Below are 24,446 nucleotides of genomic sequence, written 5' to 3'. Positions count from 1 at the left end.
GGCATCGTCGGGCGCGGGTACGAGGCCCGCGCCGCGCCTCACGATGCCGTCTTGTCCGTCTTGTCCGCGAGTTGGTCGGCCGATCTGTCGGCCGCCTTGTCGCTCTTGTCGACCTTGTCGGCTTTCTCGCCGCCCTCGATCTGCGCGAGGCGGTTGTAGATCGTCTTGAGGCTGATGTCGAGCACCTCGGCCGCGTGCGTCTTGACCCCACCGCATTGCGCCAGGGTGCCGAGGATCACGCGCCGGTCGACCTCCTCCAGCGTGGTGCCGAACGGCACCGACACCGTGTCGTCGGCCGCCACCGCCTCGCCCGAGACTTCCGCCATGATCGGCGGCGGCAGCGTGTCGATCAGCTCGCCGTCGTTGAAGATGCTGGCGCGCTGCACGAAGTTGCGCAGCTCGCGCACGTTGCCCGGCCATTCGTAGCCGGCCAGCGCCGCGAGCGCGGCCGGCGCGAAGCGCATGTCGCGCCCGCTCTCCTCGTTGAGACGGGTGAGGAAGGCGGCGGCCAGCATCGGGATGTCGTCGCCGCGCTCGCGCAGCGGCGGCAGCGTGATCGGGAACACGTTGATGCGGTGGTAGAGATCGGGGCGCAGCTTGCCGTTGGCCATGGCCGCCTCGGGATCGAGGTTGGTGGCCGCCACGATGCGCACGTCCACGTCGATCTCGCGCGCCGAGCCGAGCCGCGTCAGGCGCCCGGTCTCGAGCACGCGCAGCAGCTTGACCTGCGATTCGACCGGCATCTCGGTGATTTCGTCGAGGAACAGCGTGCCGCCGTCGGCGCGCTCGAAGAAACCCTTGTGCTGGCGGTCCGCGCCCGTGAAGCTGCCGCGGTCGTGGCCGAACATCTCGCTCTCCACCAGGTTCGCGGCGATCGCCCCGCAGTTGATGGCCAGGAACGGGCCCTTGCGGCGCAGGCTCAGGTCGTGGATGGTCTGCGCGGCCAGCTCCTTGCCGGTGCCCGACTCGCCCATCAGCAGCACCGAGGCCTCGGTGCCGGCCACCCGGCTGATCGCGTCGTACATGGTCTGCATCGGCGGCGAGCTGCCCAGCATGCGGCCGAAGCGGCCCAGCCGCTTGAGCTCGCTGCGCAGCGAGGCGATCTCCTCGTGCAGCACGCTGGTGCGCGGCACGCGCGCGAAGATGCTGTTCAGGCGCTGCATGTTGAGCGGCTTGACCAGGTAGTCGGTCGCGCCGCGCCGCAGGGCGTCGATCGCGGTCTCCAGACTCGCGTGGCCGGTGGTCAGCACCATCTCGCAGTGCACGCCCTTGGGCAATTCGTCGAACAGGTCCATGCCGTTGCCGTCGGGCAGCACCAGGTCGCAGAGCACCAGATCGGGCGTGTGGGCAGCGATCAGCGTGCGCGCCTGGGCCAGGGTCGCGGCGGTATCGCAGCTCAGTTGCTGCGTGTGCGCCAGCGCGGCCAGCATGTCACGGGTGTCGGCGTCGTCTTCGACGACAAGAATGTAGGGCATTGATGCTCCGTCGCAAGGCACGTGCCCGGAGGCGGGGCCCCTGCATGGCAACGTGCGGATCGGCCGATCGCGGCGCGGCCGCGGTCGAGACCGTGAGGCGATCGCACGCGGCAACATTGCGTGGATCGCGGGTAGGAATCGGCAATGCTGACCGACGAGGCTCGCGCCCGGTAAGGATGCCCTGAACCGCGGCAGCCGGAGCGGCGTTACGAGTAGTCGCACCGGCCAAGCATTCGGGGAGTATAGAGGAGTCGCCTGCGCCGCCCGGCATTATCGGTTTTTTCTATCCGTACCCCGTAGGCAAATTGGAATTTTCAATTCATGCAGCGGCGGTGGATTCGGCTACGCTTGCGCTTATAAAAATTACACGCTGCGCGGCGACCGTGTAGAGAGTACGAAGGCACGCTGTTTCACCCGAGATCCATCATTCATGTCGAAAACATCCAGCGACGGCCGGCGGCTGGTCGGTTCCTCGCCGCGCATCCAGGCACTGCTCTCGAAGATCGAGAAAGTGGCCGCGACCCGCGCCAGCGTCCTGATCGTCGGCGAGAGCGGGGCCGGCAAGGACATCACCGCGCGGCTCGTGCACGATTCCAGCACGCGCGCGGGCGGCCCGTTCGTGGCCGTCAATTGCGGCGCGATTCCCGCCGACATCGCCGAATCCCAGCTGTTCGGCCATGAGAAAGGCAGCTTCACCGGCGCGGCCGCCCAGCACACCGGCTTCTTCGAAGCCGCGCGCGGCGGCACCATCTTCCTCGACGAGATCGCCGAGATGCCGCGCGAGATGCAGGTCAAGCTGCTGCGCGCGCTCGAGTCGAACACCATCATGCGGGTCGGCGGCACCGAGACCATCGCGCTCGACGTGCGGATCGTCGCCGCCACCCACCACAATCCGGTCGACGCGATCCGCGACGGGCGGCTGCGCGAGGACCTGTTCTACCGGCTCGCCGCCTTCGCGCTGCACGTGCCGGCGCTGCGCCACCGCGACGGCGACGTCGAGGAGATCGCGCGCGACCTGGTGGCCGCGCTCAACGCCCAGCACGGCAGCGACAAGCAGCTTTCGGCGCAGGCGCTGAAGACGCTGCGCGCCTATCCCTGGCCCGGCAACGTGCGCGAGCTGCGCAACACCATCGAGCGCGCCTTCATCCTGGCCGACCACGACATCGACCTCGACCTGCCGCGCCAGTTGCCGCCGCGCGCCGACGTGCGCGACAACGTGATGTCGCTGCCGCTGGGCGCGACGCTCGCGCATGCGCAGCAGCGCTTCATCGTCGCCTCGCTGCGCCACTTCGAGGGCGACAAGCCGCGCACCGCGAAGGCGCTCGGCATCAGCCTGAAGACGCTCTACAACCGGCTCGCGCTGATGCGCGACCACGGCCTGCAGAACGAGCTCGACGACAGCGCGCGGCGCTGAGGGCGGGCGCCGGGTGCTGCCGCGCCACCCTCGCCGCGCGTGCGTCGTCACGGCGAAGGCGATTCAGTGGCGATGGCCATCGGGCCCGGCGCCTGTCGTTGCCCCAGGTCCGGCCGGCCCCGCAGGACCGATCGCACCGGAAGGATGCGCGGCCGGGTCGGGCGAACCAGGATGCGCGGCCGGATGCGAGAGCGCGTCGGCGCGCGGCAGCGGCCTCGGCAGTTCGTCGCGCGAGGCATCGCGCGGCACCCGTACCTGGTTGTCGACGTCGCGCACCCACACGCAACTGGCGGCCAGGTCCTCGATCTCGTGCTTCATCCAGCGCTCGGGCACGCTGCCCTCGAGCCGCACGCAAGCCTCCCGCACCGCCACGCTGACCTCGCTGACGTCGAGGTCGAAGGCATAGGCCAAGCGCTCGCAGACATCCTCGCGAATCCGCTCGTCGGAGCGCGTGTAGCCCTTCGGCCCACGAATGCGCGGCGCGGCGCGCTGGCCGCCGCGCGCGGGTGGCGCGAAGCGCGGGTCGTAGCGCGCATGGGACGGCGCGCCGTGGCCGCCGCCCGATTCGTCGAGCCGGTCGCCGTCGGGCCGGTCGCGGTAGTCGTCGCCCCGGCCCGCGTTGCCCGGCCCGCGCGCGTCGGTGCCCGGGCGCCGCGATTCGCCGTGTACCCGCGAGGGCTCGCCGCGACGCCCCGGCTCGTCCCCCGCCCCCGCTCTTGCGTCCGGGCGGAGAGGTTGCCGGTATGCCTCTTGGTAGGCCTCTCGATACGCCTCGTCGGAGCCGTCGCGCTCGCGCGGCCGGGGAATCTCGCGATCGCGGCCGGCCGCTTCGCGCGGCCCGGCGCGCCAGCGTCGCTCGTCGAACCGATCGCCGGGCAACTGGTCGCGGGCGTCGTGAAAATCGATATCGCGTTCGTCGTCGGGCAGCAGCAGGTCGTCGTAGTGCGGCAGGTCGCGTTCGTCGCTGCCCCAGTACGCGCGTTCGTTGCGCTCCTGCCAGTTCGCAGGCTCGCGGGCGTGTCGCGAGCGATTCGGATGGCGTCCTTGCATCGCTTCCTCCTCGATCGGTAAGGGCCGGCCGGATCCCGGCGCGGCCGGATTCGTCGTTTACTTCAATCGTATTGAAAGATTTCCCGGATCAACGGCGACGGGATCCCGCCCCGCCGGCCGGCAGGGTCGGGTCGGGCGCCCGGGCGTCCTCGTCCTCGTCGTCGCCCACCAGGCGAGCGGTGCGATCGGGCTCGATGTCCTCGTTGTCGACCAGGCCTGCATCGCCATCGGCCGAGGCCCGCTCGCCGGTGCCGGCGCGATCGGTGCCGGCCGCGCCGGCCGCCTCGCCGCGCTCGAGCGCATGCGCGTCGAGTTCGCTGTCGATGTCGAACGGGCGACGCTTCGCGCCGCGCGTGTCGCTGCCGCTGTCGGACGAATCGCTGGGGCCGAGCGTGTCGGCGACGGGCCGGCCGTCATCCGGGTCGAGCGGCTCGTTATCGGGGTTCAGGGTGCTGTTCATTCGGCCTCCTGGTTGAACCGCCGCCCGGCGAGCGGCCGGCGGGAGGGTTGGCGTTCAGGGTTCGCGCGGATCGCGCTCAGGGGTGCGTGTTCAGCCTCCCGAGGCGCCGGAAGCGCCCATGGCACCGGAGGCACCGGACGAATCGCCGGCACCCGAGGCGCCAGTCGCGTCGGAAGCGGCACCCGGCGACATCGGCGCCGGCGTCACGCCGGTCGCGGCACCCGGTTGCGCGCCGCTGTCGCTCGCCGAACTCGATGCCGAGGGCGCAGTGCCCGCGCCGCCGCTGTCGCTCTGCTTCGAACAGCCGGCCGCGGCAAGCAGCGCCGCGCACAGCGTGCCCATCGCGAGCGCGCGCCACACTGGTCGTGTCGGATCGTGTTGCATAGGACCTCCGGTGTTGGATGGAACCTGAAGCGCAGCAAGCCGCGTGCCGCCCGTGCTCGCCCCAGTGGCACGGGGCTTGCTGAATCGGGGAAACACGGGAAACGCCGCCGCATCCCCGGCCATTCGTGCCGACGCGGCTCCGGCGCGGCGCATCGGGCGCGACGCCGCCGTTCAAGCATGGAGGAACGCTCTGTGACCCAAGTCGACCTGCTTCGTTACCTGGTGACGAGCCAGTTGGTCGCGCGCATTCAGACCGGGCGCTGGATGCCGCCCGATCGCGTCGTTACCGCGACGCATGGCTGGCTGGGCGGCCATCGCGTCGAATGCGACTGGCTCGATCGGATTCGAATCGCGATGGCCGCGCGCGGCCTGGCCGGCGAGATCTACGAGGTCGCGACCTCGGGCCAGCACCCGGGCCTCGTCGACGGCCTGCTGGTCGACGAGCACTCGCCGCAGATGGCGGCGCTGCGCGCGCGCTGCGAGCACTATCTGCAGCGGCTGCTGCGCAGCCACTGAGCCGCGCGCTCGTGCCTGCCCCGCTCGTGCTGCCCCGCCCCTCCCTGCCCCATAACCGCCGGCTCGGGGTGGGCGCGCAGCGGCTCGTTTGGCGCTCGACCAGCGTGTCGGCCGGCGCGAGGCGGGCACGCGTGCCGCGCATTGCAGCGGCGCCGCCTCACGCGCGCCTCAGGCCGCGCGCCAGGCGCTCGGCGACAGCGTCTCGATCTGCCGCCAGGCCGAGCGGAACGCCTGCACGCTCGCGAAGCCGCATTGCTCGGCGATCCGCTCGACCGGCGCGTCGCTGTCGCGCAGCAGTTGCCTGGCCCGCGCGATCCGCAACTGCTGATGATAGGCCTTCAGCGTGATGCCGCAGGCATCGCGAAAGCGCCGTGCGAGATGTCGATAGCTGAGCGCGAAACGCCCGGCCAGCTCGGTATAGGACAGCGTGCAGGCCGGCTCGGCCACCAGGAAATCCTGCACCGCGTGGATCAGCTCGTGATCGTGGTCGCGATAGCGCAGTTGCGCGTCGAGCGCGGCGTCGCCGCTCATGCGCCGGAACGGCACCACGTTCTCGCGCGCCACCTCGATCGCGGCGGCCGCGCCGAACTGCCTCGCGATCAGGTGCAGCGCGAGATCGATGCCGGCCGCCACGCCCGCCGAGGTCAGCAGCGCCCCCTCGTCGACCAGCAACCGGTTCGCCAGCACGCGCGCCTCGGGATGGCGCTGCTGCAGGCGCGTCAGGTGCGCGTGATGGGTGGTGCAGGCCTGGCCGTCCAGCAGCCCGGCCGCGCCGAGCAGGAAGGCGCCGGTGCAGACGCCGGCCAGCACGATGCGCTCGCGCTGCGGCGCCACCACGCGCCGCAGCCAGCTCACCAGTTGCGCGTACTCGGCCGACGGCGGCGCGCGGAAGTCGTGCTTCGAGCCGATCACGATCACCCAGTCGCCGGCCGGCACGCGCTCGGGCAAGGGCGCGAGATTCGCGATCCGCAGGCCCTGGTGGCTGTCCAGCGTCGCGTCCGCGCCGATGCAGCAGGTCTCGACCGCCGCGATGCGCAGCGGCGCCAACGAGGCGATCAATTGCAGCGGGCCGCCGAGGTCGAGCATGTGCACGCGCGGCGGCAGCACGAACCAGGCACGCCGGGGCGCCCGGGCGGAACGGGGAACGGTGGCGAGGGCGGCGCACATGCGGGCTCCAGGAACGGGATCGGCGGGATACCTCGCATGATGGCAGGAAATTTGTCGATCCTGTCAGGCAAGCGAATTGTCCCGTCCCGATGCGCTGGCTACCATGGCACGAAATCTTCCTCTTGGATTTCCACCGCGGAGTTAGCCATGTCCCATCGAATCGCATTGCTGATGTTTCCCGGCGTCCAGGCGCTCGACCTGGTCGGCCCCTACGACGTGTTCGCCGCCCTGCCCGACACGACGGTCCACCTGGTCTCCAGCGACGGCGCGCCGGTGCAGGCCGCGCATGGCCTGACGCTGAGTCCCGATACGCGCTTCGAGGATTGCCCGCCGGTGGACGTGCTGTGTGTGCCGGGCGGCCGCGGCATCGGCGAGTTGCTGCTCGACGATGCGACCCTGTCCTTCCTGCGCCGGGCCGCCGGCACCGCGCGCTACCTGAGCTCGGTCTGCACCGGCTCGCTGGTGCTCGGCGCGGCAGGCCTGCTGCAAGGCCGGCGCGCCACCACGCACTGGGCCTTCCTGCCGTTGCTCGAAGCCTTCGGGGCCACCCCGGTGCGCGAGCGCGTGGTTCGCGACGGCAGCCTCGTGACCGGCGGCGGCATCACCGCCGGCATCGATTTCGCGCTGACCATCGCGCGCGAGCTGCATGGCGACGCCGTCGCGCAGGCCACCCAGTTGTCGATCGAATACGCGCCCGCGCCGCCGTTCGACGCCGGCAGCCCCGAGACGGCGCCGGCCGAGGTGGTCGCAGCCGTGCGCGAGCGCTACGCGCCGATCTACGCGACCCGCGAGGCCCTGGTGAAGCGCGCCGCCGAGCGGCTCGGCACCGGGCATTGAGATTGCGGCGCGCGCCCTGCCCCCGAAGGTGCGCGCGCGTTATCGCGCGACTGCATGAGGCCGAATAAAACATTAATCCACCGGCGGGATTTCACATGAAAGCAATTGGTAAAGATTCGGGGATTTTTTAATAAGCCAATCCACTTTCCGCGATTACCCGAATAGTTCATTCGAGCCACCCGCCGCGCAACGAATCCGTCAATCGCGCGCATGCCTTTTCCGATGCCGGGAACCGGTACCTTCCCCCATCCCCCGCTCAAAGCCGCCCTGCCTGCCGATGGCGACACCCATCGCGCCGCATCGCAACAAAATCCCCGTTACAAAACTCCACACGAAATTTTTCGAATTTCGATTGACGCAAATATTTTTCATTCTTACGCTGCTTGCCGACCCACGCGAGTCGATAAACCATAAAAACAATGAATCTGGCGCAATTCAAGCCCATAAAGCCGCGATTGCATCACCATCCTGATTGATTTAAATAAATCGAAAGGAAAAGGAAGCAAGAATGAAAGAGAGAAACCAGGGTCTGGGGCGCGGATCGCAGCGTGCGATCCGGCAAATCGGAGGGATCGTCCTGTCGATGTCGGCGCTCGCGCTGAGCGCGTGCGGCGGCGACGGCACCAGCAGCAGCATCGCCTCGGTCGACGCCTCGGCGAACCATCCCTTCACCGACAACACCGCGTACTCCACCAGCGCCGGCGCGAACCTGCAGGCCTCGCAGGTCAACGAATCGGCGGCCGTCATGCATCGCCAGTGGACGGGCGGCGGCAAGACCGTCAGCTACACCTCCACCACCGGCCACCTCACCGCGATCGATCCGAGCGGCAAGGCCGAGGCGAGCATGTCCTACGTCGCCTACACGGCGCCGAGCCAGGACGGCAAGCCGCGCCCGGTCACCTTCTTCTACAACGGCGGCCCCGGCTCCTCCTCGGTCTGGCTGCGGCTCGGCTCGTTCGCGCCGACCCGCGTGGCCACGCCCGATCCGCTGATGACGAACTGGCCGAACTTCCCGCTGGTGAGCAACGACGAGAGCCTGATCGGCACCACCGACATGGTGTTCATCGACCCGCCCGGCACCGGTTTCTCGGAAGCGATCGCACCGAACACCAACCAGACCTTCTGGGGCGCGGACCCGGACGTGCGCGTGATGCGCGACTTCATCCGCCGCTACATCGCGGTGAACAATCGCGCGAGTTCGCCGCTCTACCTGTACGGCGAGTCCTACGGCACGCCGCGCACCGACATGCTCGCGCTGTCGGTCGAATCGGCCGGCGTGAACCTGACCGGCATCGTGCTGCAGTCCTCGATCCTCAACTACTTCGCGGATCCCGGCGAAACCTACGCGATCACCAACGGCAACGCGGCCAACAACGCGCTGGAGCTGAAGTACACGACCGACGGCATGATCGGCTACTTCCTCGGTTATGCCCAGGTGGCGGCCTACTTCAACCAGGTCTCGCCGGCGCCGACCAGCAACGGCCAGTTCGCGCTGCAGATCCAGAACTTCGTGACCGCGCAGTATTCGCAGCTGGCCACCTACGCGCCGACCTTCTTCTTCGCCGGCAGCCCGCTGGTGCCGAACCCGACCTTCCCCGACAACAACACCTTGTCGCAATGGTCGACGCAGACCAACATGTCGGTCGCCTCGCTGAACGCCTACTTCGGCAACGACTACTACGGCACCAACCTGGTACCGGGCTCGACCATCGGCCGTTACGACGGCCGCGTGATCCTGCCGAGCAGCGACCCGCGCCTGCAGCAGGATTCGGATCCCTCCGACATCCTGATCACCCAGCCCTTCACCAATGCGCTGGCCACGCAGTTGCCCAACGAGCTCGGCTTCGAGGCGCCCAACGCGACCTACGCCACCCTCAACAACGACATCATCGGCGCCTGGGACTTCAGCCACGCGGGCCAGGCGGTGCCGGACACGATCCCGGACCTGCTCGCGGCGCTGCAGCTGAACCCGCAGCTGAAGGTGCTGTCGGCCAACGGCTATCACGACCTGGCCACGCCGTTCTTCCTGACCGAGAACCAGCTCGCGCGGCTGCAGACGGTGCCGGGCCTGAACCCGAACCTGCAGATGACCTTCTACCAGGGCGGCCACATGATCTATCTCGACAATGTCGCGCGGCCGCAGCTCAGGTCGGACCTGGTCTCGTTCTTCGCCAACCAGCCGATCTCGAACGCGCTGTCGCTGGCGCAGTTGCCGGCGCCCTGGCCCGACGAAAGCCCGGCCGGCACGCCGACGCTGAAGACCGCGGTCGCGGCCCGCTGAACCGACAGGCGCGGCGCCGCCCGCCGGGCGGCCCGCGTTCGCCACGCCAACCTCATCGATGAGACAAGCCATGATCCAATCCCATCCGATCGCGCGCCTGCTCGCGCTCGCCCTGCTGCTCGCGCTGCCGGTGCTGCCGGCCACCCAGGCCATGGCGGCCACGCAACAGGCCGTCTCCACTCCGGTGCCGCTCAGGGGCGGCGTGGACGGCCCGTTCCTGCCGCGGCGCCCGCTCGCCGCGCCTGCGGCGGCCACCACCGGCAACGACCTGGCCCAGCAGGCCCAGTCGCGGCTGGCCTCGAGCCTGGCCACCAACAGCGCGCTGGCCAACGGCCAGTCGATCACCAAGGCCCAGGCCCAGGCCGACGGCCTGCCCTTCATCGCGCGCAACTTCGACCAGATCGATACCGCGCACAGCGGCCGCGTGAGCATGCAGCAGGTCAGGCAGTACCTGCAGCAACAGCAGTAAGCGGCAAGAGCGGCAACACGCGGCGGCACGGCACGCCCTCGCCCACCCGCCCCGCCCGAGCCACGGGCGGGGCGGCGACGGTCAGGCTGCGCCGCCGCCGCGTTTTCGTTATGATCGGTCACATACCGGACGATCAGGCCAGGGCCTGTTCAAGCCACCGGGCATCGCGGGCCGGCCGCCTCGGCAGCCGGCTTCCTCGTTGACCAGTACAACAACATCACCGATCCTCCGCCTATGAAAACACGCCGTCTCGGGGCCGCCGGCCTCGCCTGCGCCCTGCTGGGCGCCATGAGCCTGGCCGCCTCGGCCACCACCCTCGCCGCCGAGCCCAAGGCGCTCGACGCCGCGCTCGACTGCTCGTCGAACGGCCATCGCTTCATCGCGCCGCTGGCCGAGGCCGGCGACATCCAGACCAAGCCGATGCATGTCGAGTCGAACTCGATGAATGCCTTCCATACCGAGCACCCGCTCAGCGCCTACGGCTTCTCGGTCTACGTGGTGCTCGGCTACCAGCAGGACGATCCGCTGTTCCAGCACGGCGACGGCAAGCCGATCGACGAATGGGGCTACGGCGTGGTGGTGCGCGGCTCGAAGAGCGCCGTCGAGGCCAAGGTGCGCGCCGCCGGCAGCCAGGCCACCGTGAAGGCCGCCTTCCCGTTCCTTACCGCGATCGTCTGCACCCCGTAGGGATCGGCCGAAAACGACAACGGCCGCACCTGGGTGCGGCCGTCGAGGCACGGGCGGCCCTGGAACGGGCCGGCCGAGGCGAGGCTCGTCAGGCTTCGGTATAGACCACGCGATACGGAATCCCGACCTTCTCCCATTCCGCTGCTTCCTGGCTCAGGCTGTAGTCGGTGAGCGGATTCTGCTCGACCCAGCTGCTCGGCAGCCGGACCTCGTAGCCGCCCTTCCTGACGTGCGATACCGAGATCTCGGGCAGGCCCGCATCGGTTCGCCGACGGCACAGCAGCGCGGCCAGGCGCAGGCAGAACAGCAGCGGCCACTCGACGTCGCGCGACTGCGAGAGCTTGCCGAGCTTGCCCGCGTGACCGAGCACCAGTGCCGCCAGGCGAGCCTGGTCGGTACGCGAGAAACCCGGCATGTCGGCATTGCTGGCGATATAGGCCGAATGCTTGTGATAGGCGCTGTGCGAGATCGACAGGCCGATCTCGTGCAGCGCGGCCGCCCAGCCGACGAAGGTGCGATCTTCCTCGCGGGACGCTTCTTCGGTGTGTTCAAGCTGGTCGTAGAAGCTGGTGGCCAGCGAGGCGATACGGTCGGCCTGCGGGCGATCGACGCCGTAGCGGCGCATGAAGCCTTCCACCGTCACGGCGCGCATGTCCTCGTGCTGGGCCCGGCCGAGCAGGTCGTAGAGCACGCCCAGGCGCAGCGCGCCGTCGGTGGTGTCGACGTAGTCGATGCCGAGCTCCTCGAACACCGCCAGCATGATCGACAGGCCGCCCGCCAGCACCGGGATGCGGTCCGGCTTGAGCGCGACCAGCTTCAGGCGGTTGACGTTCTCGGCCTTGATCAGGGCGCGCTTGAGGCGCTCCAGCCCGCCGCGCGAGATGCCGTGCGAGATGCCGGCGTCGTTGAAGCCATTGCCCTCGACCAGCTCGGCCAGCGCGCGGGCCGTGCCCGAGGAACCGATCGCCTGGTCCCAGCCGGCCTTCTTGTACTCGCCCGAGATGATCTGGATTTCGCGCTTGGCGGCCAGTTCGGCCTGGCGCATGGTGTATTCGTCGACGTTGCCGGCCGGGAAGAACTGGCGGCTATGGCTCACGCAGCCGATATAGAGGCTTTCCATCACGATCGGCGTGTAGTGCTGGCCGATGATGAACTCGGTCGAGCCGCCGCCGATGTCGACCACCAGACGCTTGCCGGCGCTGGCCGGCACCGAATGCGCGGCGCCCGCGTAGATCAGGCGCGCTTCCTCGCGGCCCGCGATCACCTCGATCGGGAAACCGAGCGCGGCTTCCGCCTCGACCAGGAATTCGCCGGCGTTCTTCGCCACGCGCAGCGTGTTGGTGGCGACCGCACGCACGTGATCGGGGTGGAAGTCGCGCAGCCGTTCGCCGAAGCGCTTGAGCGCCTCCCAGCCGCGCTCCTGCGAGGCGCGATCGAGCATCTTGTCGCGCGACAGGCCGGCCGCGAGACGGACCGGCTCGCGCAGCGCGTCGACCGGGTAGATCTGGCTGCCCGCGGGAGTTTCCTCGACGCGGCCGACGATCAGCCGGAAGCTGTTCGAGCCGAGATCGACGGCGGCGAGCAATTGCGGGGATGTAACCATCGGGTAGAAGCTCCGTTCTCAGGCCGGCAAGTCGCCGCCGTGCCGGCCCAGTGCATGACAAACGCGACATTCTAAAGGCTGGCGCGCTTGCGGTGTCGGATCATCGCGCCCTGCCGCGCTCCACCGCAGTATCCGCGATTTGTATCGATTGAAACAGGTGGTGAGTTTCCGCTTGGGCGGACGTATTATTTGTAGACAAAACTGTGATTGTCATCAAGTCGTCATCAAATCATGGAATGTCAAGCCGTATCATTCCAGAACAAGATCAAATACGTCATCAAGATGTCATCGCACCGTGAGAATTTCCGAACTTCCGTTTCTGCCCGCCGCGCCCGATCTGCCATCCTCGCTGCCGATGTCCATCCGCTACCCGCTGCTCAACCGTGAACTAGGCATCCTCGGCTTCAACGAGCGCGTGCTGGCGCAGGCCGCCGATCCGCAGGTACCGCTGCTCGAGCGGCTGCGCTTCATCTGCATCACCAGCAGCAACCTCGACGAATTCTTCGAAGTCCGGATGGCCGGGCTGCAGGAGCAGATGCGCGACAACCCGGGCGCGCTGTCGCCCGACGGCATGTCGCTGCAGCATGTCTACGACCTGGTGGTGGACCGCGCGCAACGCCTGGTGCACAAGCAATATGCGATGCTGCACGAGACCATCTTCCCGGCGCTCGAGACCGAAGGCATCTATTTCCACGGCACCGATACCTGGAGCGAGGCGCAGCTCGAATGGGCGCGCGCCTACTTCCTCGACGAACTGCTGCCGGTGCTCACGCCGATCGGGCTCGATCCGGCCCATCCGTTCCCGCGCGTGCTCAACAAGAGCCTGAACTTCGTGGTCGAGCTGGAAGGCCGCGACGCCTTCGGCCGCCAGGCCCTGCTCGGCATCGTGCAGGCGCCGCGCGCGCTGCCGCGCCTGGTGCGCATGCCGCAGGAGCTGTCGGGCTTCCGTCACGGCTTCGTGCTGCTCAGCTCGCTGATGCAGCGCTTCGTGGGCGAGCTGTTCCCGAAGCTGGTGGTCAGGAGCTGCAACCAGTTCCGCATCACGCGCAACAGCGAGCTGTTCGTCGACGAGGACGAGATCACCAACCTGCGCGTGGCGCTGCAGGGCGAACTGCCGGCGCGCCACCTCGGCAACGCGGTGCGGCTCGAAGTGTCGGCCGACACGCCGGCCCATATCGTGCGCCGCCTGCTCGACGAGAGCGAGCTCAACGAGCGCGATTGCTATCGGGCCGACGGCCCCGTCAACCTGGTGCGGTTGATGCAGCTGCCCGACCTGGTCGACCTGCCCGAGCTGAAGTTCGTGCCGCACACGCCGTCCACGCCGGCGGCCATCGCCAACGACACCTCGATGTTCGACGCGATCGATCGCGGCGACATCCTGCTGCACCACCCCTACGAGAGCTTCCAGCCGGTGCTGGAGTTGCTGCGCGAGGCGGCCAGGGATCCCAACGTGGTCGCGATCAAGCAGACCATCTACCGCACCGGCACCGATTCACCGCTGATGGACGCGCTGATGGAAGCCGCGCGCAACGGCAAGGAAGTGACGGTGGTGGTCGAGCTGCTGGCGCGTTTCGACGAGGAAACCAACATCAACTGGGCCTCGCGCCTGGAGGCGGTGGGCGCGCACGTGGTGTACGGCGTGGTGGGCCACAAGTGCCACGCCAAGATGGTGCTGATCGTGCGCCGCGAGAAGCGTGGCGGCAAGACCGTGCTGCGCCGCTACGTGCACCTGGGCACCGGCAACTACCATCCGCGCACGGCGCGCCTCTATACCGACTTCGGGCTGATGACGGCCGATGAGAGGATCTGCGAGGACGTCCACCACGTGTTCCAGCAGCTCACCGGCATCGGCGGCGAGCTCAAGCTGCACGAGCTGTGGCAATCGCCGTTCACGCTGCATCCGAAGCTGATCGAGGGGATCCGCAACGAGATCGCCAATGCGCGCGCCGGCAAGCGCGCGCGCATCGTCGCCAAGATGAACGCGCTGCTCGAACCCTCGGTGATCGCCGAACTCTACGAGGCCTCGCAGGCCGGCGTGAAGGTCGACCTGATCGTGCGCGGCGTGTGCGCGCTGCAGCCGGGCGTGCCCGGCCTCTCGGAGAACATCACGGTGCGCTCGATCATCGGGCGCTTCCTGGAGCATCACCGGATCTACTACTTCCATGCCGGCGGCGCCGAGCAGGTCTACCTGTCGAGCGCGGACTGGATGGATCGCAACCTGTTCCGCCGCGTCGAGGTGGCCTTCCCGATCCACGATCGCAAGCTCAAGCGCCGCGTGATCGCCGAGGGCCTGTCGGTATTCCTCGGCGACAATCAATCGGCCTGGGTGATGCAGAGCGACGGCCACTACAAGCGCCGCCGCTCGGGCAAGACCCGGCGCAGCGCGCAGCTCGGCCTGCTGGAGAAGTTCGGCGGCTGAGGCCGCGCCGATCCCGGGCCGCTTCAACCGCCGCGCAATGCAAAACGCCACTCGCTAGCGAGTGGCGTTTTGCTTGCCGCGCCGCGAACAGGGCACGGGAACCGGATGGACGGCGGCTGCCGCCGGCCCGCCTCAGGCCGCGCGCGGCCGGCGCACCACCGTGCGCTGCGCCGGGAAGCGCGCCGTGAAGGTGCTGCCCCGCCCTTCCTCGCTCTGGATCAGCAACTGGCCGTCGTGGCGCTGCAGCACGTGCTTGACGATCGCCAGGCCCAGGCCGGTGCCGCCGGTATCGCGCGAGCGGCTGCGGTCGACGCGATAGAAACGCTCGGTGAGCCGCGGCAGGTCCTCGGCCGGGATCCCGAAGCCGCTGTCCTTCACCGAGAACACCGCCTGCGAGCCGTCGCGGCGCCAGCAGACGCGGATCTTGCCGCCCTCGGGCGTGTAGCGCACCGCATTGGTCACCAGGTTGCCGAGCGCGCTGAAGATCTCGGTCTCGGCGCCCGTCACGCTGAGCGTGTCGTCGATCTCGAAGGAGATCTCGTGATGGCCGGCCGACAGCGTCTGCGCGACGTCCTCCAGGTGGCCGAGCACGTCGCCCATGTCGACCGGCTTGTCGGTCGGCGGCTTGCCCTCGCCCTCGAGCTTGGCCAGCACCAGCAGGTCGGTGACGATCTTGCGCATGCGCCCGGCCTGCTGCTCCATCATGTCGAGGTAGCGGGCGCGCTCCTCGTCCGACAGCGGCAGTTCGCGCAGCGTCTCGAGGAAGCCCGAGAGCACCGTGAGCGGCGTCTTCAGCTCGTGCGAGACGTTGGCGACGAAGTCGCGGCGCATCGCGTCGGTGCGCTCGACCTCGGTGATGTCCTGGGTGAGCAGCAGCTTACGGTTGTCGCCGTAGGGGAACACCTGCACCGCGATCACGTGCTGGCGTCCCTCGCCCATGCCGCGCATCACCAGCATCTCGTCGTAGTGCTGGGCATTCAGATAGCGCACGAAGTCGGGATGGCGGACCAGGTGAGTGATGTGCTGGCGCAGGTCGCGCTTGGCGTCGAGCCCGAAATGCAGCTCGGCGATCGCATTGCACCATTCGATCTGGTCGTGGTCGTCGAGCATCGCCACGCCGTTGGGCGAGGCCTGGATCGCCTGGATGAAGCGCGAATGCTGCTGCTCGACCTGGCGCACCTGGGCGTGCCATTGCTTGGCGAGCTTGTGCAGGCGGTAGTAGATCTCGCCCCAGATGCCCGGCGCGCTCGGCACTTCGCCGTACACGGGCGCATCGAGCAGGCGCCAGAGCTGCTGGGTGTGGAAGGTGCTGAAGAATGCCTGCGCGACCAGCAGCGCGACGGCCACGGCCAGGCCGGCGCGCACGCCGATCGTCACGCCGGCCAGCGTCGCGACCAGCGCGAGCAGGACGAGCGACACCAGAAAGCGCGCCCAGATGATGTTCATGGTTGGCGCTCGACAGGAAACGGGATGGAGGCGAAACGCGGCGCCGGCTTCATGCGCCGCGTCGCGTCACGCGTGCTTGGCGAGGCGGTAGCCGCTGCCGCGCACGGTTTCGATCATAGCATCGCAGCCGGCCGGCTTGAGGGCCGCGCGCAGGCGCTTGATATGGACGTCGACGGTGCGTTCCTCGACGAACACGTGGTCGCCCCACACCTGGTCGAGCAGCTGGGTGCGGCTGTGCACGCGTTCCGGATGCGTCATGAAGAAGTGCAGCAGGCGGAACTCGGTCGGGCCGAGGTCGAGCTTGATCTCGTTGCCCTCGGCGGCGGCCGCCACCCGGTGCGTGGCCGGGTCCAGGCGCAGGCCGTTGATCGAGACCACGTCCTCGGTCAGCTGCGGCGCGCGGCGGCGCAGCACCGCCTTGATGCGCGCCATCAGCTCCTTGGGCGAGAACGGCTTGGTGACGTAGTCGTCGGCACCGATCTCCAGGCCGAGCACCTTGTCCTGCTCGTCGCCGCGCGCGGTCAGCATGATGATCGGGATGTGCTTGGTACGCTCGTTGTTGCGCAGTTCGCGCGCGAAGGCGATCCCCGACTTGCCCGGCAGCATCCAGTCGAGCAGGACCAGATCAGGCAGCACGTCGCTGATCAGGTTCTGGGCCTGCTCCGCGTTGTACGCGCGAATCGCACAATGTCCCGCGTGCTGAAGGTTCACCGAAATCAATTCGGAGATCGCGGGCTCATCTTCGATGACGAGAATGTTGCTGGGCATCGGCACCTCGGTGCGTCCTCTGACGTGGGTTAACTATTGGCTTCGCGATCGAGCAGGTCGCGCGGCTGGTGCCGCACGTCGGTGCCCTTCACGATGTAGATGATGAATTCCGCGATGTTCTTGGCGTGATCGCCGACCCGCTCGATCGCCTTGGCGATGAACAGGAAGTCGAGGCCGACCGAGATGGTGCGCGGGTCTTCCTGCATGTAGGAGACCAGCTTGCGCACGAAGGCGCGGAATTCCAGATCGATTTCCTTGTCGTCCTTGACGATCTGCGCGGCGGCCACCGTGTCCAGGCGCGCGAACGCGTCGAGCGCGCGGCGCAGGATGGTCACGGCCATCTCGCCCGAGACCTTGATCTCGGCGATGTTCACGCCGCGGGCGATCGGCTCGTCGGCCAGGCGCCGCACGCGCTTGGCGATCTTCTCGGCCTCGTCGCCGGCGCGCTCGAGGTTGGTGATGGTCTTGGAGATCGACATCAGGAGGCGCAGGTCGCGCGCGGCCGGCTGGCGGCGCGCGATGATGTTGCCGCACTCCTCGTCGATCTCGACTTCCATCAGGTTCAGGCGATCCTCGTTGGCGATCACGCGCTCGGCCGCTTCGCGGTCGAACTCGTTGAGCGCGTGGATCGCCTCGGTGATCTGGGCCTCGACGAGGCCGCCCATTTCCAGGACCTTGGACGACACCGCGTTCAGATCGGCGTCAAACTGGCTGGACAGATGCTTGTCGGTCATTATTGTCGCTCCCTCGTCAACCGAAACGGCCGGTGATGTAGTCTTCCGTTTCCTTGCGGGCCGGCTTGATGAAGATCTTCTCGGTGTCGCCGAACTCGATCAGCTCGCCGAGGTACATGTAGGCCGTGTAGTCCGAGCAACGCGCCGCCTGCTGCATGTTGTGCGTGACGATCACCACCGTGTAGTCGCTCTTGAGCTCGGCGATCAGCTCCTCGATGCGGCCGGTGGAGATCGGGTCGAGCGCCGAGCACGGCTCGTCGAGCAGCAGCACTTCCGGGCGGATCGCGATGCCGCGCGCGATGCACAGACGCTGCTGCTGGCCGCCCGACAGGCCGTAGCCGCTCTGGCTGAGCTTGTCCTTCACCTCGTTCCAGAGCGCGGCCTTGGTCAGCGCCCACTCGACGCGGTCGTCCATTTCCGAGCGCGTGAGCTTCTCGAACATCTTCACGCCGAACGCGATGTTGTCATAGATCGACATCGGGAACGGGGTCGGCTTCTGGAACACCATGCCGATGCGCGCGCGCAGCAGCGAGATGTCCTGCTTCGACTCCAGCAGGTTCTCGCCGTCCATCATGATCGCGCCTTCGGCACGCTGCTCGGGATAGAGCGCGTACATCTTGTTGAAGGTGCGCAGCAGCGTCGACTTCCCGCAGCCCGACGGGCCGATGAAGGCGGTCACCTTGCCTTCGGGAATGCGCAGGTTGATGTTCTTCAGCGCGTGGAACTTGTTGTAGAAGAAGTTCAGGTTGTCGACTTCGATCTTCGCGTCGAGCGGGGCGAGCGGGCGCTGGCCGTTTGCCGCGTTGCCGCCGGCGGGCGCGTTGCCGTGTTCGATCGGATTGAGGTGGCTCTCTGCCATGTTCATCGGATTGCTCCGCCGTTACTTTTTCGAGAAGATCGAGCGCGCCAGGATGTTCAGTCCCAGCACTCCCAGCGTGATCAGGAAGACGCCCGCCCAGGCGAGCGATTGCCACTGCGCGAACGGGCTCATCGCGAACTTGTAGATCGTGACGGGCAGATTGGCGATCGGCTTGGACATGTCGACCGAGAAGAACTGGTTCGACAGTGCCGTGAACAGCAGCGGCGCCGTTTCGCCGGCGATCCGCGCCACCGCCAGCAGCACGCCCGTGATGATGCCGCCGATCGAGGCGCGCAGCGTGATCTTCATGATCATGCGCCACTTCGGCGTGCCGAGCGCGAACGAGGCCTCGCGCAGCGCGTTGGGTACCAGGTTCAGCATGTTCTCGGTGGTGCGGATCACGATCGGCACCTGCAGCAGCGCCAGCGAGATCACCCCGGCCCAGCCCGAGAAGCGGCCCGAGGGCGCCACCACCACCGCGTAGACGAACAGGCCGACCACGATCGAGGGAGCCGACAGCAGGATGTCGTTGATGAAGCGCATCAGGCTCGCGAGCCAGTTCTTCTGGCCGTATTCGGCCAGGTAGACGCCAGCCAGCACGCCGATCGGGGTGCCCACCAGGGTGCCGAGCGCGACCAGCATCAGGCTGCCGACGATCGCGTTGGCCAGGCCACCGCCTTCGCTGTCCGGCGCCGGCGTCGACTGCGTGAACAGTTCGATCGACAGGCCGCCGATGCCCAGGTGCAGCGTGGTGTAGAGGATCCAGACCAGCCAGATCAGGCCGAAGGCCATCGCGGCCAGCGAGAGGGTCAGCGCGACGGCATTGGTGCGCTTGCGGCGTGCCTGCAGGCGCGAGCGCATCGCTTCGAGCGCGGCGCCGGACTGGCCGCCCGGCATGTTCAGGACGCGTTCGCTCATTTCTTGCCTTCTCCCTTCTGGAGGCGCAGCAGCATCAGTTTCGAGATCGTCAGCACGATGAAGGTGATCACGAACAGGATCAGGCCGAGTTCCATCAGCGCCGAGGTATGCAGGCCCGGCGCGGCTTCCGCGAATTCGTTGGCGAGCGCCGAGGTGATGCTGTTGCCCGGCGAGAACAGCGATATGTTGTCGAGCAGGTTGGTGTTGCCGATCACGAAGGTGACGGCCATGGTCTCGCCGAGCGCGCGGCCCAGGCCGAGCATCACGCCGCCGATCACGCCGCTCTTGGTGTAGGGCAGCACGATCTTCCACATCACTTCCCAGGTCGTGCAGCCGATGCCGTAGGCCGATTCCTTCAGCAGCACCGGGGTGACCTCGAACACGTCGCGCATCACCGAGGCGATGTACGGGATGATCATGATCGCCAGGATCACGCCAGCGCAGAGCAGGCCGATGCCGATCGGCGGGCCCTGGAACAGCGCGCCGATGAAGGGCACCGGGCCGAGGATCTGGCCGAGCGGCTTCTGGAACCAGGCCGCGAAGATCGGCGCGAACACCAGCAGGCCCCACATGCCGTAGACGATCGAGGGGATCGCGGCGAGCAATTCGATGGCGATGCCGAGCGGGCGTCGCAACCACACGGGCGACAGCTCGGTCAGGAACAGGGCAATGCCGAAGCTGACCGGCACGGCGATGATCAGCGCGATCAGCGAGGTGGCGATGGTGCCGTAGATGGGCACCAGCGCGCCGTAGACGTCGGCGTTGGGGTCCCATTCGGACCGCCAGAGGAAACCGAGGCCAAACTTCTCGATGGTCGGCAGCGAGGCGATGATCAGCGAGACGATGATGCCGCCGAGCACCAGCAGGGTCACCACCGCGGCGATGCGCGTGAGGCCGCCGAAGATGACGTCGCCGAGCCGGCCGGGCGCGCGCATCTGGCCGGCGGGGCGTGACGTGAGAGGAATGTCGGACATGGGCGCCTGAAGGTTCGATGGCGGGGGCCACGGGCCGCCCGCCGGTACCGCACGCGTCGCCCGGCACATGCCGGACGACGCGACCACGACTTGCTTGCTGCTACCCCAGGCTTATTCCGCGACCGGCTTGCCCGAGGCGTCCGTCACCTTGGTCTTCCACTGCTTGCGGATCTCGGCCGTGACCGACGCCGGCAGCGAGATGTAGTCCAGGTCCGTCGCGGCCTTGCCGCCGTTCTTGAAGGCCCAGTCGAAGAACTTGAGCGTTTCGGCGCCCTGCTCCGGCTTGTCCTGCTTGGTGTGCAGCAGCACGAAGGTCGCGCCGACGATCGGCCACGCGTCCTTGCCCTGCTCGTTCGTCAGGATCTGGTAGAACGACTTCGACCAGTTCGCGCCGGCAGCGGCTGCCGCGAAGGTCTTCGCGTCCGGCGTGACCACGGCGCCCGAGGCGTTCTTCAGGTCGACGTAGATCATCGAGTTCTTCTTCGCGTAGGCCGATTCGACATAGCCGATCGCGCCCGGCAGGCGCTGCACGAAGGCGGCGACGCCGTCGTTGCCCTTGCCGCCCGTGCCGGTCGGCCAGTTGACCGTGGTACCTTCGCCGACCTTGGTCTTCCACTCGTCGTTGACCTTCGAGAGGTAGTTCGTCCAGATGAACGAGGTGCCCGAACCGTCAGCGCGGCGGACCACGGCGATGTCCAGGTCCGGCAGCTTGACCTTCGGGTTCAGCGCGGCGATCGCCGGGTCGTTCCACTTCTTGATCTTGCCCAGGTAGATGTCGCCGAGCACTTCGCCCGACAGCGTGATTTCGCCGGCCTTGATGCCCGGGACGTTCACCACGGGAACGATGCCGCCGACCACCGTCGGGAACTGGAACAGGCCCTTCTGGGCGAGTTCGTCGTCCTTCAGCGGCGCGTCCGAGCCCGCGAAGTCAACCGTCTTGGCGTCGATCTGCTTCAGGCCGCCGGACGAGCCGATGCCCTGGTAGTTGATCTTCGCGCCGCCGGTTTGCTGGTATTCGGCAGCCCACTTCGAGTAGATCGGGGCTGCGAAGGTGCTGCCCGCGCCGGTGACGTCGACTGCGTGAGCGGCGACAGCGAAAAGCGCGCCGGCCAGACCAGCAAACGCGGTTTGCATCAATTTCATGAGACCTCCAGTGTGTGAGCGGATGACTACGGCACCGCGAAGATTAGGGGGTGTCCATGACAGTAATGTGACAATTGATGAACCTGGCGTGACAGCAACATGACAGACCGAAAGCTGGCGCCCGGGCTTCGCCGACCGCCTGCCGCCGGCGCCGCGGGCCCGGCCGGCAAGGCTTGCGCCGGGTTGCCGGGCGGCGCGCGGACATCGCCGCGCGGTCCGCCCCCTCTGCTCGCGCATCGTAAACGTGCACGTCAGCGCCGATTGTTCACCCGGTCGGCGGACCGGCGACGGCGCTCAAGCAGCTTAGATGAAATGTCATGAAACGGAAGGATTTCGGGCGCGCAAACGATTTCGTCTGTGGAATCCGGGGTGGATAGTTGAGTGGATCAGTCGGGAATGGCGCCGGCGCGCGCCCGGGTCGATGATCTCGGCGCATGTGCGCCTGCGACAACATGGCGCCCTCCTGCGCGGGCTCGCCAATAAAAAACGGCGGCCAACCTGGCCGCCGTCGTGGTTTCCGCTGGCGCGGACTCAGGCCGTCGCGAGCCGCACCGCGCCGGCGATCGCCTCGGCATGGCGCTGGGCATCGGCCGCCTCACGCGCCTCGACCATCACGCGCAGCACCGGCTCGGTGCCCGAGGCGCGGATCAGCACGCGCCCGCTCTCGCCGAGCTCGCGCTCGGCCGCGGCGATCGCCGCCTGGATCGAGCTCTCGCCCTTCCAGTCGGCACCGGCCTTCATGCGCACATTGATCAACGTCTGCGGGAACAGCGCCACGCCCTCGAGCAGTTCGGCCAGGGTCTTGCCGCTGCGCTTGAGCGCCGCCAGCACCAGCAACGCCGAGACGATGCCGTCGCCGGTCGAGTGGCGGTCGAGCGAGAGGATATGGCCCGAGCCCTCGGCGCCGAGCTGCCAGCCGCGCTCGCGCAACTGCTCGAGCACGTAGCGGTCGCCCACCGCGGCGCGCACGAAGGGCACGCCGAGCTTGCCCAGCGCAACCTCGACCGCGAGATTCGTCATCAGCGTGCCGACCGCGCCCGGCACCTTGCCGTCGGTCTCGATGCGATCCTTCGCCAGCACGTAGAGCAGCTCGTCGCCGTTGTAGAGACGGCCGGCCGCGTCGACCACCAGCAGGCGGTCGGCGTCGCCGTCCAGCGCGATGCCGAGATCGGCGCCGTTTTCCTTGACGGCCGCGATCAGCGCCTCGGGCGCGGTCGCGCCGACCTTGTCGTTGATGTTGAAGCCGTTCGGCTTGACGCCGATCGGCACGACGTCGGCGCCCAGTTCGTGGAACACGTGCGGCGCGATCTGGTAGGCGGCGCCGTTGGCGCAATCGACCACCAGCTTCATGCCGCGCAGGTCGAACGAGGCCGGGAAGGTGCTCTTGCAGAACTCGATGTAGCGGCCGTTGGCGTCGTCGAGCCGGCGCGCCTTGCCGAGCCCGTCGGAGGCTTCGCAGGCGAGCGGCTTGTCGAGCCAGGCCTCGATCTCGGCCTCGGTCTCGTCCGGCAGCTTGTTGCCGTCGGCCGAGAAGAACTTGATGCCGTTGTCGTGATAGGGATTGTGCGAGGCGCTGATCACCACGCCCGCGGCCAGGCGCAGCGCGCGCGTCAGGTAGGCGACGCCCGGCGTGGGCATCGGCCCGGCCAGCATCACGTCCACGCCGGCGGCCGAGAAGCCCGCCTCGAGCGCGGCCTCGAGCATGTAGCCCGAGACGCGCGTGTCCTTGCCGATCAGCACGGTCGGGCGGCCACTCGCCCCGCGCGCCTTCGAATGCGCGAGCACCTTGCCGGCCGCGTAACCGAGCCGCAGCACGAAGTCGGGCGTGATCGGCGACTCGCCGACCAGGCCGCGGATCCCGTCCGTACCGAAATAACGACGTCCCATGAATGCATTCCTCCTCGTATGTTCTCTCTCAGGCGAGGCGTGCCGCGTCGCGCACGGCGCCCCAGATCTTCAATGCGTCGACGGTGGCCGCCACGTCGTGCACGCGGATGATGGCCGCGCCGCGCTCGGCCGCGCAGACCGCGGCGGCCACGCTGGCCGCCACGCGCTCGGCCGGCGGCTTGCCGATCAGCGCGCCGAGCATGGACTTGCGCGACATGCCGGCCAGGATCGGATATGGGCGTCCGTCGGGGCGCGGCGGCGCCGTGTCGGGCAGGCGCGCCAGCAAGGCGTAATTATGTTCGATGGTGGCCTTGCCGAAACCGAAGCCCGGATCGACGCTGATCCGCTCGGCGGCGATGCCGGCCGCGAGGAAGTCCGCGGCGCGCCCGGCCAGGAACGCCCGCACCTCGGCCACCACGTCGAGATAGTCGGGCTCGCCGAGCTGCATGGTTCGCGGCTCGCCCAGCATGTGCATCACGCACAGCCCGCAGCCGCTGTCCTTCACCGCTTCGAGCGCGCCGGGCTGGCGAAAGCCCCAGATGTCGTTGATCAGGTCCGCGCCGGCCGCGAGCGTGGCGCGCATCACCTCGGGCTTGTAGGTGTCGATCGAGAGCGGCACGCGCATCGCCTGCAGCGCCTCGACCACCGGCACCACGCGCGCCAGTTCCTCGTCGAGCGGCACCGGCGGTGCGCCGGGGCGGGTCGATTCCCCGCCGATATCGATCAGGTCGGCGCCCTCGGCCAGCATCTGCTCGGCCTGGCGCAGCGCGGCGTCGCGCGCGATGTAGCGCCCGCCGTCGGAAAACGAATCGGGGGTCACGTTCAGGATGCCCATCACCAGCGGGCGCTCGAAACTCAGCGTGAAGCGGCCGCATTGCAGCGACGGTGGAAGGGTTGGTTGGAAAACGCTCAAATCAAATGATCCGGAAGCAGAAACAAAACGGGCCGGTGTGAT

General features: G+C 68.1%; 22 protein-coding genes. 7 read left to right on the top strand and 15 right to left on the bottom strand.

Annotated elements, in window-relative coordinates:
• Window positions 1–38: 38 nt before the first annotated feature.
• Complete coding sequence (locus FB600_RS14155) at window positions 39–1,475, bottom strand: sigma-54-dependent transcriptional regulator (RefSeq protein ID WP_013697386.1); 1,437 nt, start codon at window positions 1,473–1,475, stop codon at window positions 39–41.
• Between the two features lie 430 nt (window positions 1,476–1,905).
• On the opposite strand from FB600_RS14155, the gene FB600_RS14150 reads away from it, so the two are divergent.
• The gene (locus FB600_RS14150; RefSeq protein WP_013697385.1) at window positions 1,906–2,889 is read left to right on the top strand and encodes a sigma-54 interaction domain-containing protein; all 984 of its coding nucleotides are present in this window, start codon (window positions 1,906–1,908) and stop codon (window positions 2,887–2,889) included.
• Window positions 2,890–2,952: 63 nt separating this feature from the next.
• Here FB600_RS14150 and FB600_RS14145 read toward each other — a convergent pair whose 3' ends face one another.
• The 3 genes from FB600_RS14145 to FB600_RS14135 all read right to left on the bottom strand — a co-directional run bounded on the left by FB600_RS14145 (window position 2,953) and on the right by FB600_RS14135 (window position 4,783).
• Window positions 2,953–3,939, bottom strand: a complete 987-nt coding sequence (locus tag FB600_RS14145; RefSeq protein ID WP_096749329.1) for a BON domain-containing protein — start codon at window positions 3,937–3,939, stop codon at window positions 2,953–2,955.
• Window positions 3,940–4,027: 88 nt separating this feature from the next.
• Window positions 4,028–4,399 carry a chemotaxis protein gene (locus tag FB600_RS14140; protein ID WP_096749330.1) on the bottom strand — a complete coding sequence of 124 codons (372 nt, stop codon included), beginning with the start codon at window positions 4,397–4,399 and terminating at the stop codon, window positions 4,028–4,030.
• Between the two features lie 90 nt (window positions 4,400–4,489).
• The gene (locus FB600_RS14135) at window positions 4,490–4,783 is read right to left on the bottom strand and encodes a hypothetical protein (protein WP_098154259.1); all 294 of its coding nucleotides are present in this window, start codon (window positions 4,781–4,783) and stop codon (window positions 4,490–4,492) included.
• A gap of 192 nt (window positions 4,784–4,975) precedes the next feature.
• Here FB600_RS14135 and FB600_RS14130 point away from each other — a divergent pair, with 192 nt between their 5' ends.
• Window positions 4,976–5,299 (top strand): hypothetical protein, encoded by a 324-nt coding sequence (locus tag FB600_RS14130; protein ID WP_098154260.1) that lies wholly within the window; start codon window positions 4,976–4,978, stop codon window positions 5,297–5,299.
• Between the two features lie 168 nt (window positions 5,300–5,467).
• Here the strand turns inward: FB600_RS14130 and FB600_RS14125 are convergent, their stop codons facing one another.
• Complete coding sequence (locus FB600_RS14125; RefSeq protein WP_227743822.1) at window positions 5,468–6,466, bottom strand: GlxA family transcriptional regulator; 999 nt, start codon at window positions 6,464–6,466, stop codon at window positions 5,468–5,470.
• A gap of 147 nt (window positions 6,467–6,613) precedes the next feature.
• Here FB600_RS14125 and FB600_RS14120 point away from each other — a divergent pair, with 147 nt between their 5' ends.
• The 4 genes from FB600_RS14120 to FB600_RS14105 all read left to right on the top strand — a co-directional run bounded on the left by FB600_RS14120 (window position 6,614) and on the right by FB600_RS14105 (window position 10,740).
• Window positions 6,614–7,303, top strand: coding sequence for a DJ-1/PfpI family protein (locus tag FB600_RS14120; RefSeq protein WP_047835391.1), 690 nt, complete (start codon window positions 6,614–6,616; stop codon window positions 7,301–7,303).
• 508 nt (window positions 7,304–7,811) lie between these two features.
• On the top strand, window positions 7,812–9,584 hold the full coding sequence (locus FB600_RS14115; RefSeq protein WP_036052029.1) for a S10 family serine carboxypeptidase-like protein: 1,773 nt from the start codon (window positions 7,812–7,814) through the stop codon (window positions 9,582–9,584).
• Between the two features lie 70 nt (window positions 9,585–9,654).
• The gene (locus tag FB600_RS14110; protein WP_096749332.1) at window positions 9,655–10,053 is read left to right on the top strand and encodes a hypothetical protein; all 399 of its coding nucleotides are present in this window, start codon (window positions 9,655–9,657) and stop codon (window positions 10,051–10,053) included.
• A gap of 288 nt (window positions 10,054–10,341) precedes the next feature.
• Window positions 10,342–10,740: a hypothetical protein gene (locus tag FB600_RS14105; protein WP_186023057.1), complete on the top strand. Its 399-nt coding sequence runs from the start codon at window positions 10,342–10,344 to the stop codon at window positions 10,738–10,740.
• 88 nt (window positions 10,741–10,828) lie between these two features.
• Here FB600_RS14105 and ppx read toward each other — a convergent pair whose 3' ends face one another.
• The gene (gene ppx / locus FB600_RS14100) at window positions 10,829–12,343 is read right to left on the bottom strand and encodes an exopolyphosphatase (protein WP_098154262.1); all 1,515 of its coding nucleotides are present in this window, start codon (window positions 12,341–12,343) and stop codon (window positions 10,829–10,831) included.
• Between the two features lie 355 nt (window positions 12,344–12,698).
• Here ppx and ppk1 point away from each other — a divergent pair, with 355 nt between their 5' ends.
• Window positions 12,699–14,762 (top strand): polyphosphate kinase 1, encoded by a 2,064-nt coding sequence (ppk1, locus tag FB600_RS14095; protein ID WP_098154263.1) that lies wholly within the window; start codon window positions 12,699–12,701, stop codon window positions 14,760–14,762.
• Between the two features lie 132 nt (window positions 14,763–14,894).
• On the opposite strand, the gene phoR is transcribed toward ppk1, so the two are convergent.
• The 9 genes from phoR to folP all read right to left on the bottom strand — a co-directional run bounded on the left by phoR (window position 14,895) and on the right by folP (window position 24,326).
• Entirely contained in the window at window positions 14,895–16,208 is a 1,314-nt protein-coding gene (gene phoR, locus FB600_RS14090; RefSeq protein WP_145756879.1) for a phosphate regulon sensor histidine kinase PhoR, read from the bottom strand.
• Between the two features lie 66 nt (window positions 16,209–16,274).
• Entirely contained in the window at window positions 16,275–16,976 is a 702-nt protein-coding gene (gene phoB / locus FB600_RS14085; RefSeq protein WP_025099650.1) for a phosphate regulon transcriptional regulator PhoB, read from the bottom strand.
• Between the two features lie 29 nt (window positions 16,977–17,005).
• Window positions 17,006–17,710, bottom strand: coding sequence for a phosphate signaling complex protein PhoU (gene phoU, locus FB600_RS14080; RefSeq protein WP_013697372.1), 705 nt, complete (start codon window positions 17,708–17,710; stop codon window positions 17,006–17,008).
• A 16-nt stretch (window positions 17,711–17,726) separates the two neighbouring features.
• A complete protein-coding gene (gene pstB, locus FB600_RS14075) occupies window positions 17,727–18,575 on the bottom strand; it encodes a phosphate ABC transporter ATP-binding protein PstB (protein ID WP_096749336.1) in 849 nt (282 codons plus the stop codon).
• 15 nt (window positions 18,576–18,590) lie between these two features.
• Entirely contained in the window at window positions 18,591–19,487 is an 897-nt protein-coding gene (pstA, locus tag FB600_RS14070; protein WP_096749337.1) for a phosphate ABC transporter permease PstA, read from the bottom strand.
• Entirely contained in the window at window positions 19,484–20,461 is a 978-nt protein-coding gene (pstC, locus tag FB600_RS14065) for a phosphate ABC transporter permease PstC (RefSeq protein ID WP_013697369.1), read from the bottom strand. Before pstC ends, pstA begins: the two co-directional genes overlap by 4 nt.
• A gap of 111 nt (window positions 20,462–20,572) precedes the next feature.
• Window positions 20,573–21,604 (bottom strand): phosphate ABC transporter substrate-binding protein PstS, encoded by a 1,032-nt coding sequence (pstS, locus tag FB600_RS14060; RefSeq protein ID WP_013697368.1) that lies wholly within the window; start codon window positions 21,602–21,604, stop codon window positions 20,573–20,575.
• A 531-nt stretch (window positions 21,605–22,135) separates the two neighbouring features.
• Window positions 22,136–23,491, bottom strand: a complete 1,356-nt coding sequence (glmM, locus tag FB600_RS14055) for a phosphoglucosamine mutase (RefSeq protein WP_098154264.1) — start codon at window positions 23,489–23,491, stop codon at window positions 22,136–22,138.
• Window positions 23,492–23,519: 28 nt separating this feature from the next.
• Entirely contained in the window at window positions 23,520–24,326 is an 807-nt protein-coding gene (folP, locus tag FB600_RS14050) for a dihydropteroate synthase (RefSeq protein ID WP_223997817.1), read from the bottom strand.
• Between the last annotated feature and the right edge of the window lie 120 nt (window positions 24,327–24,446).

The sequence above is a fragment of the Burkholderia sp. SJZ089 genome (assembly GCF_007828315.1).
GTDB lineage: Bacteria > Pseudomonadota > Gammaproteobacteria > Burkholderiales > Burkholderiaceae > Burkholderia > Burkholderia gladioli.
This window is presented reverse-complemented; position numbering and strand designations above follow the sequence as displayed.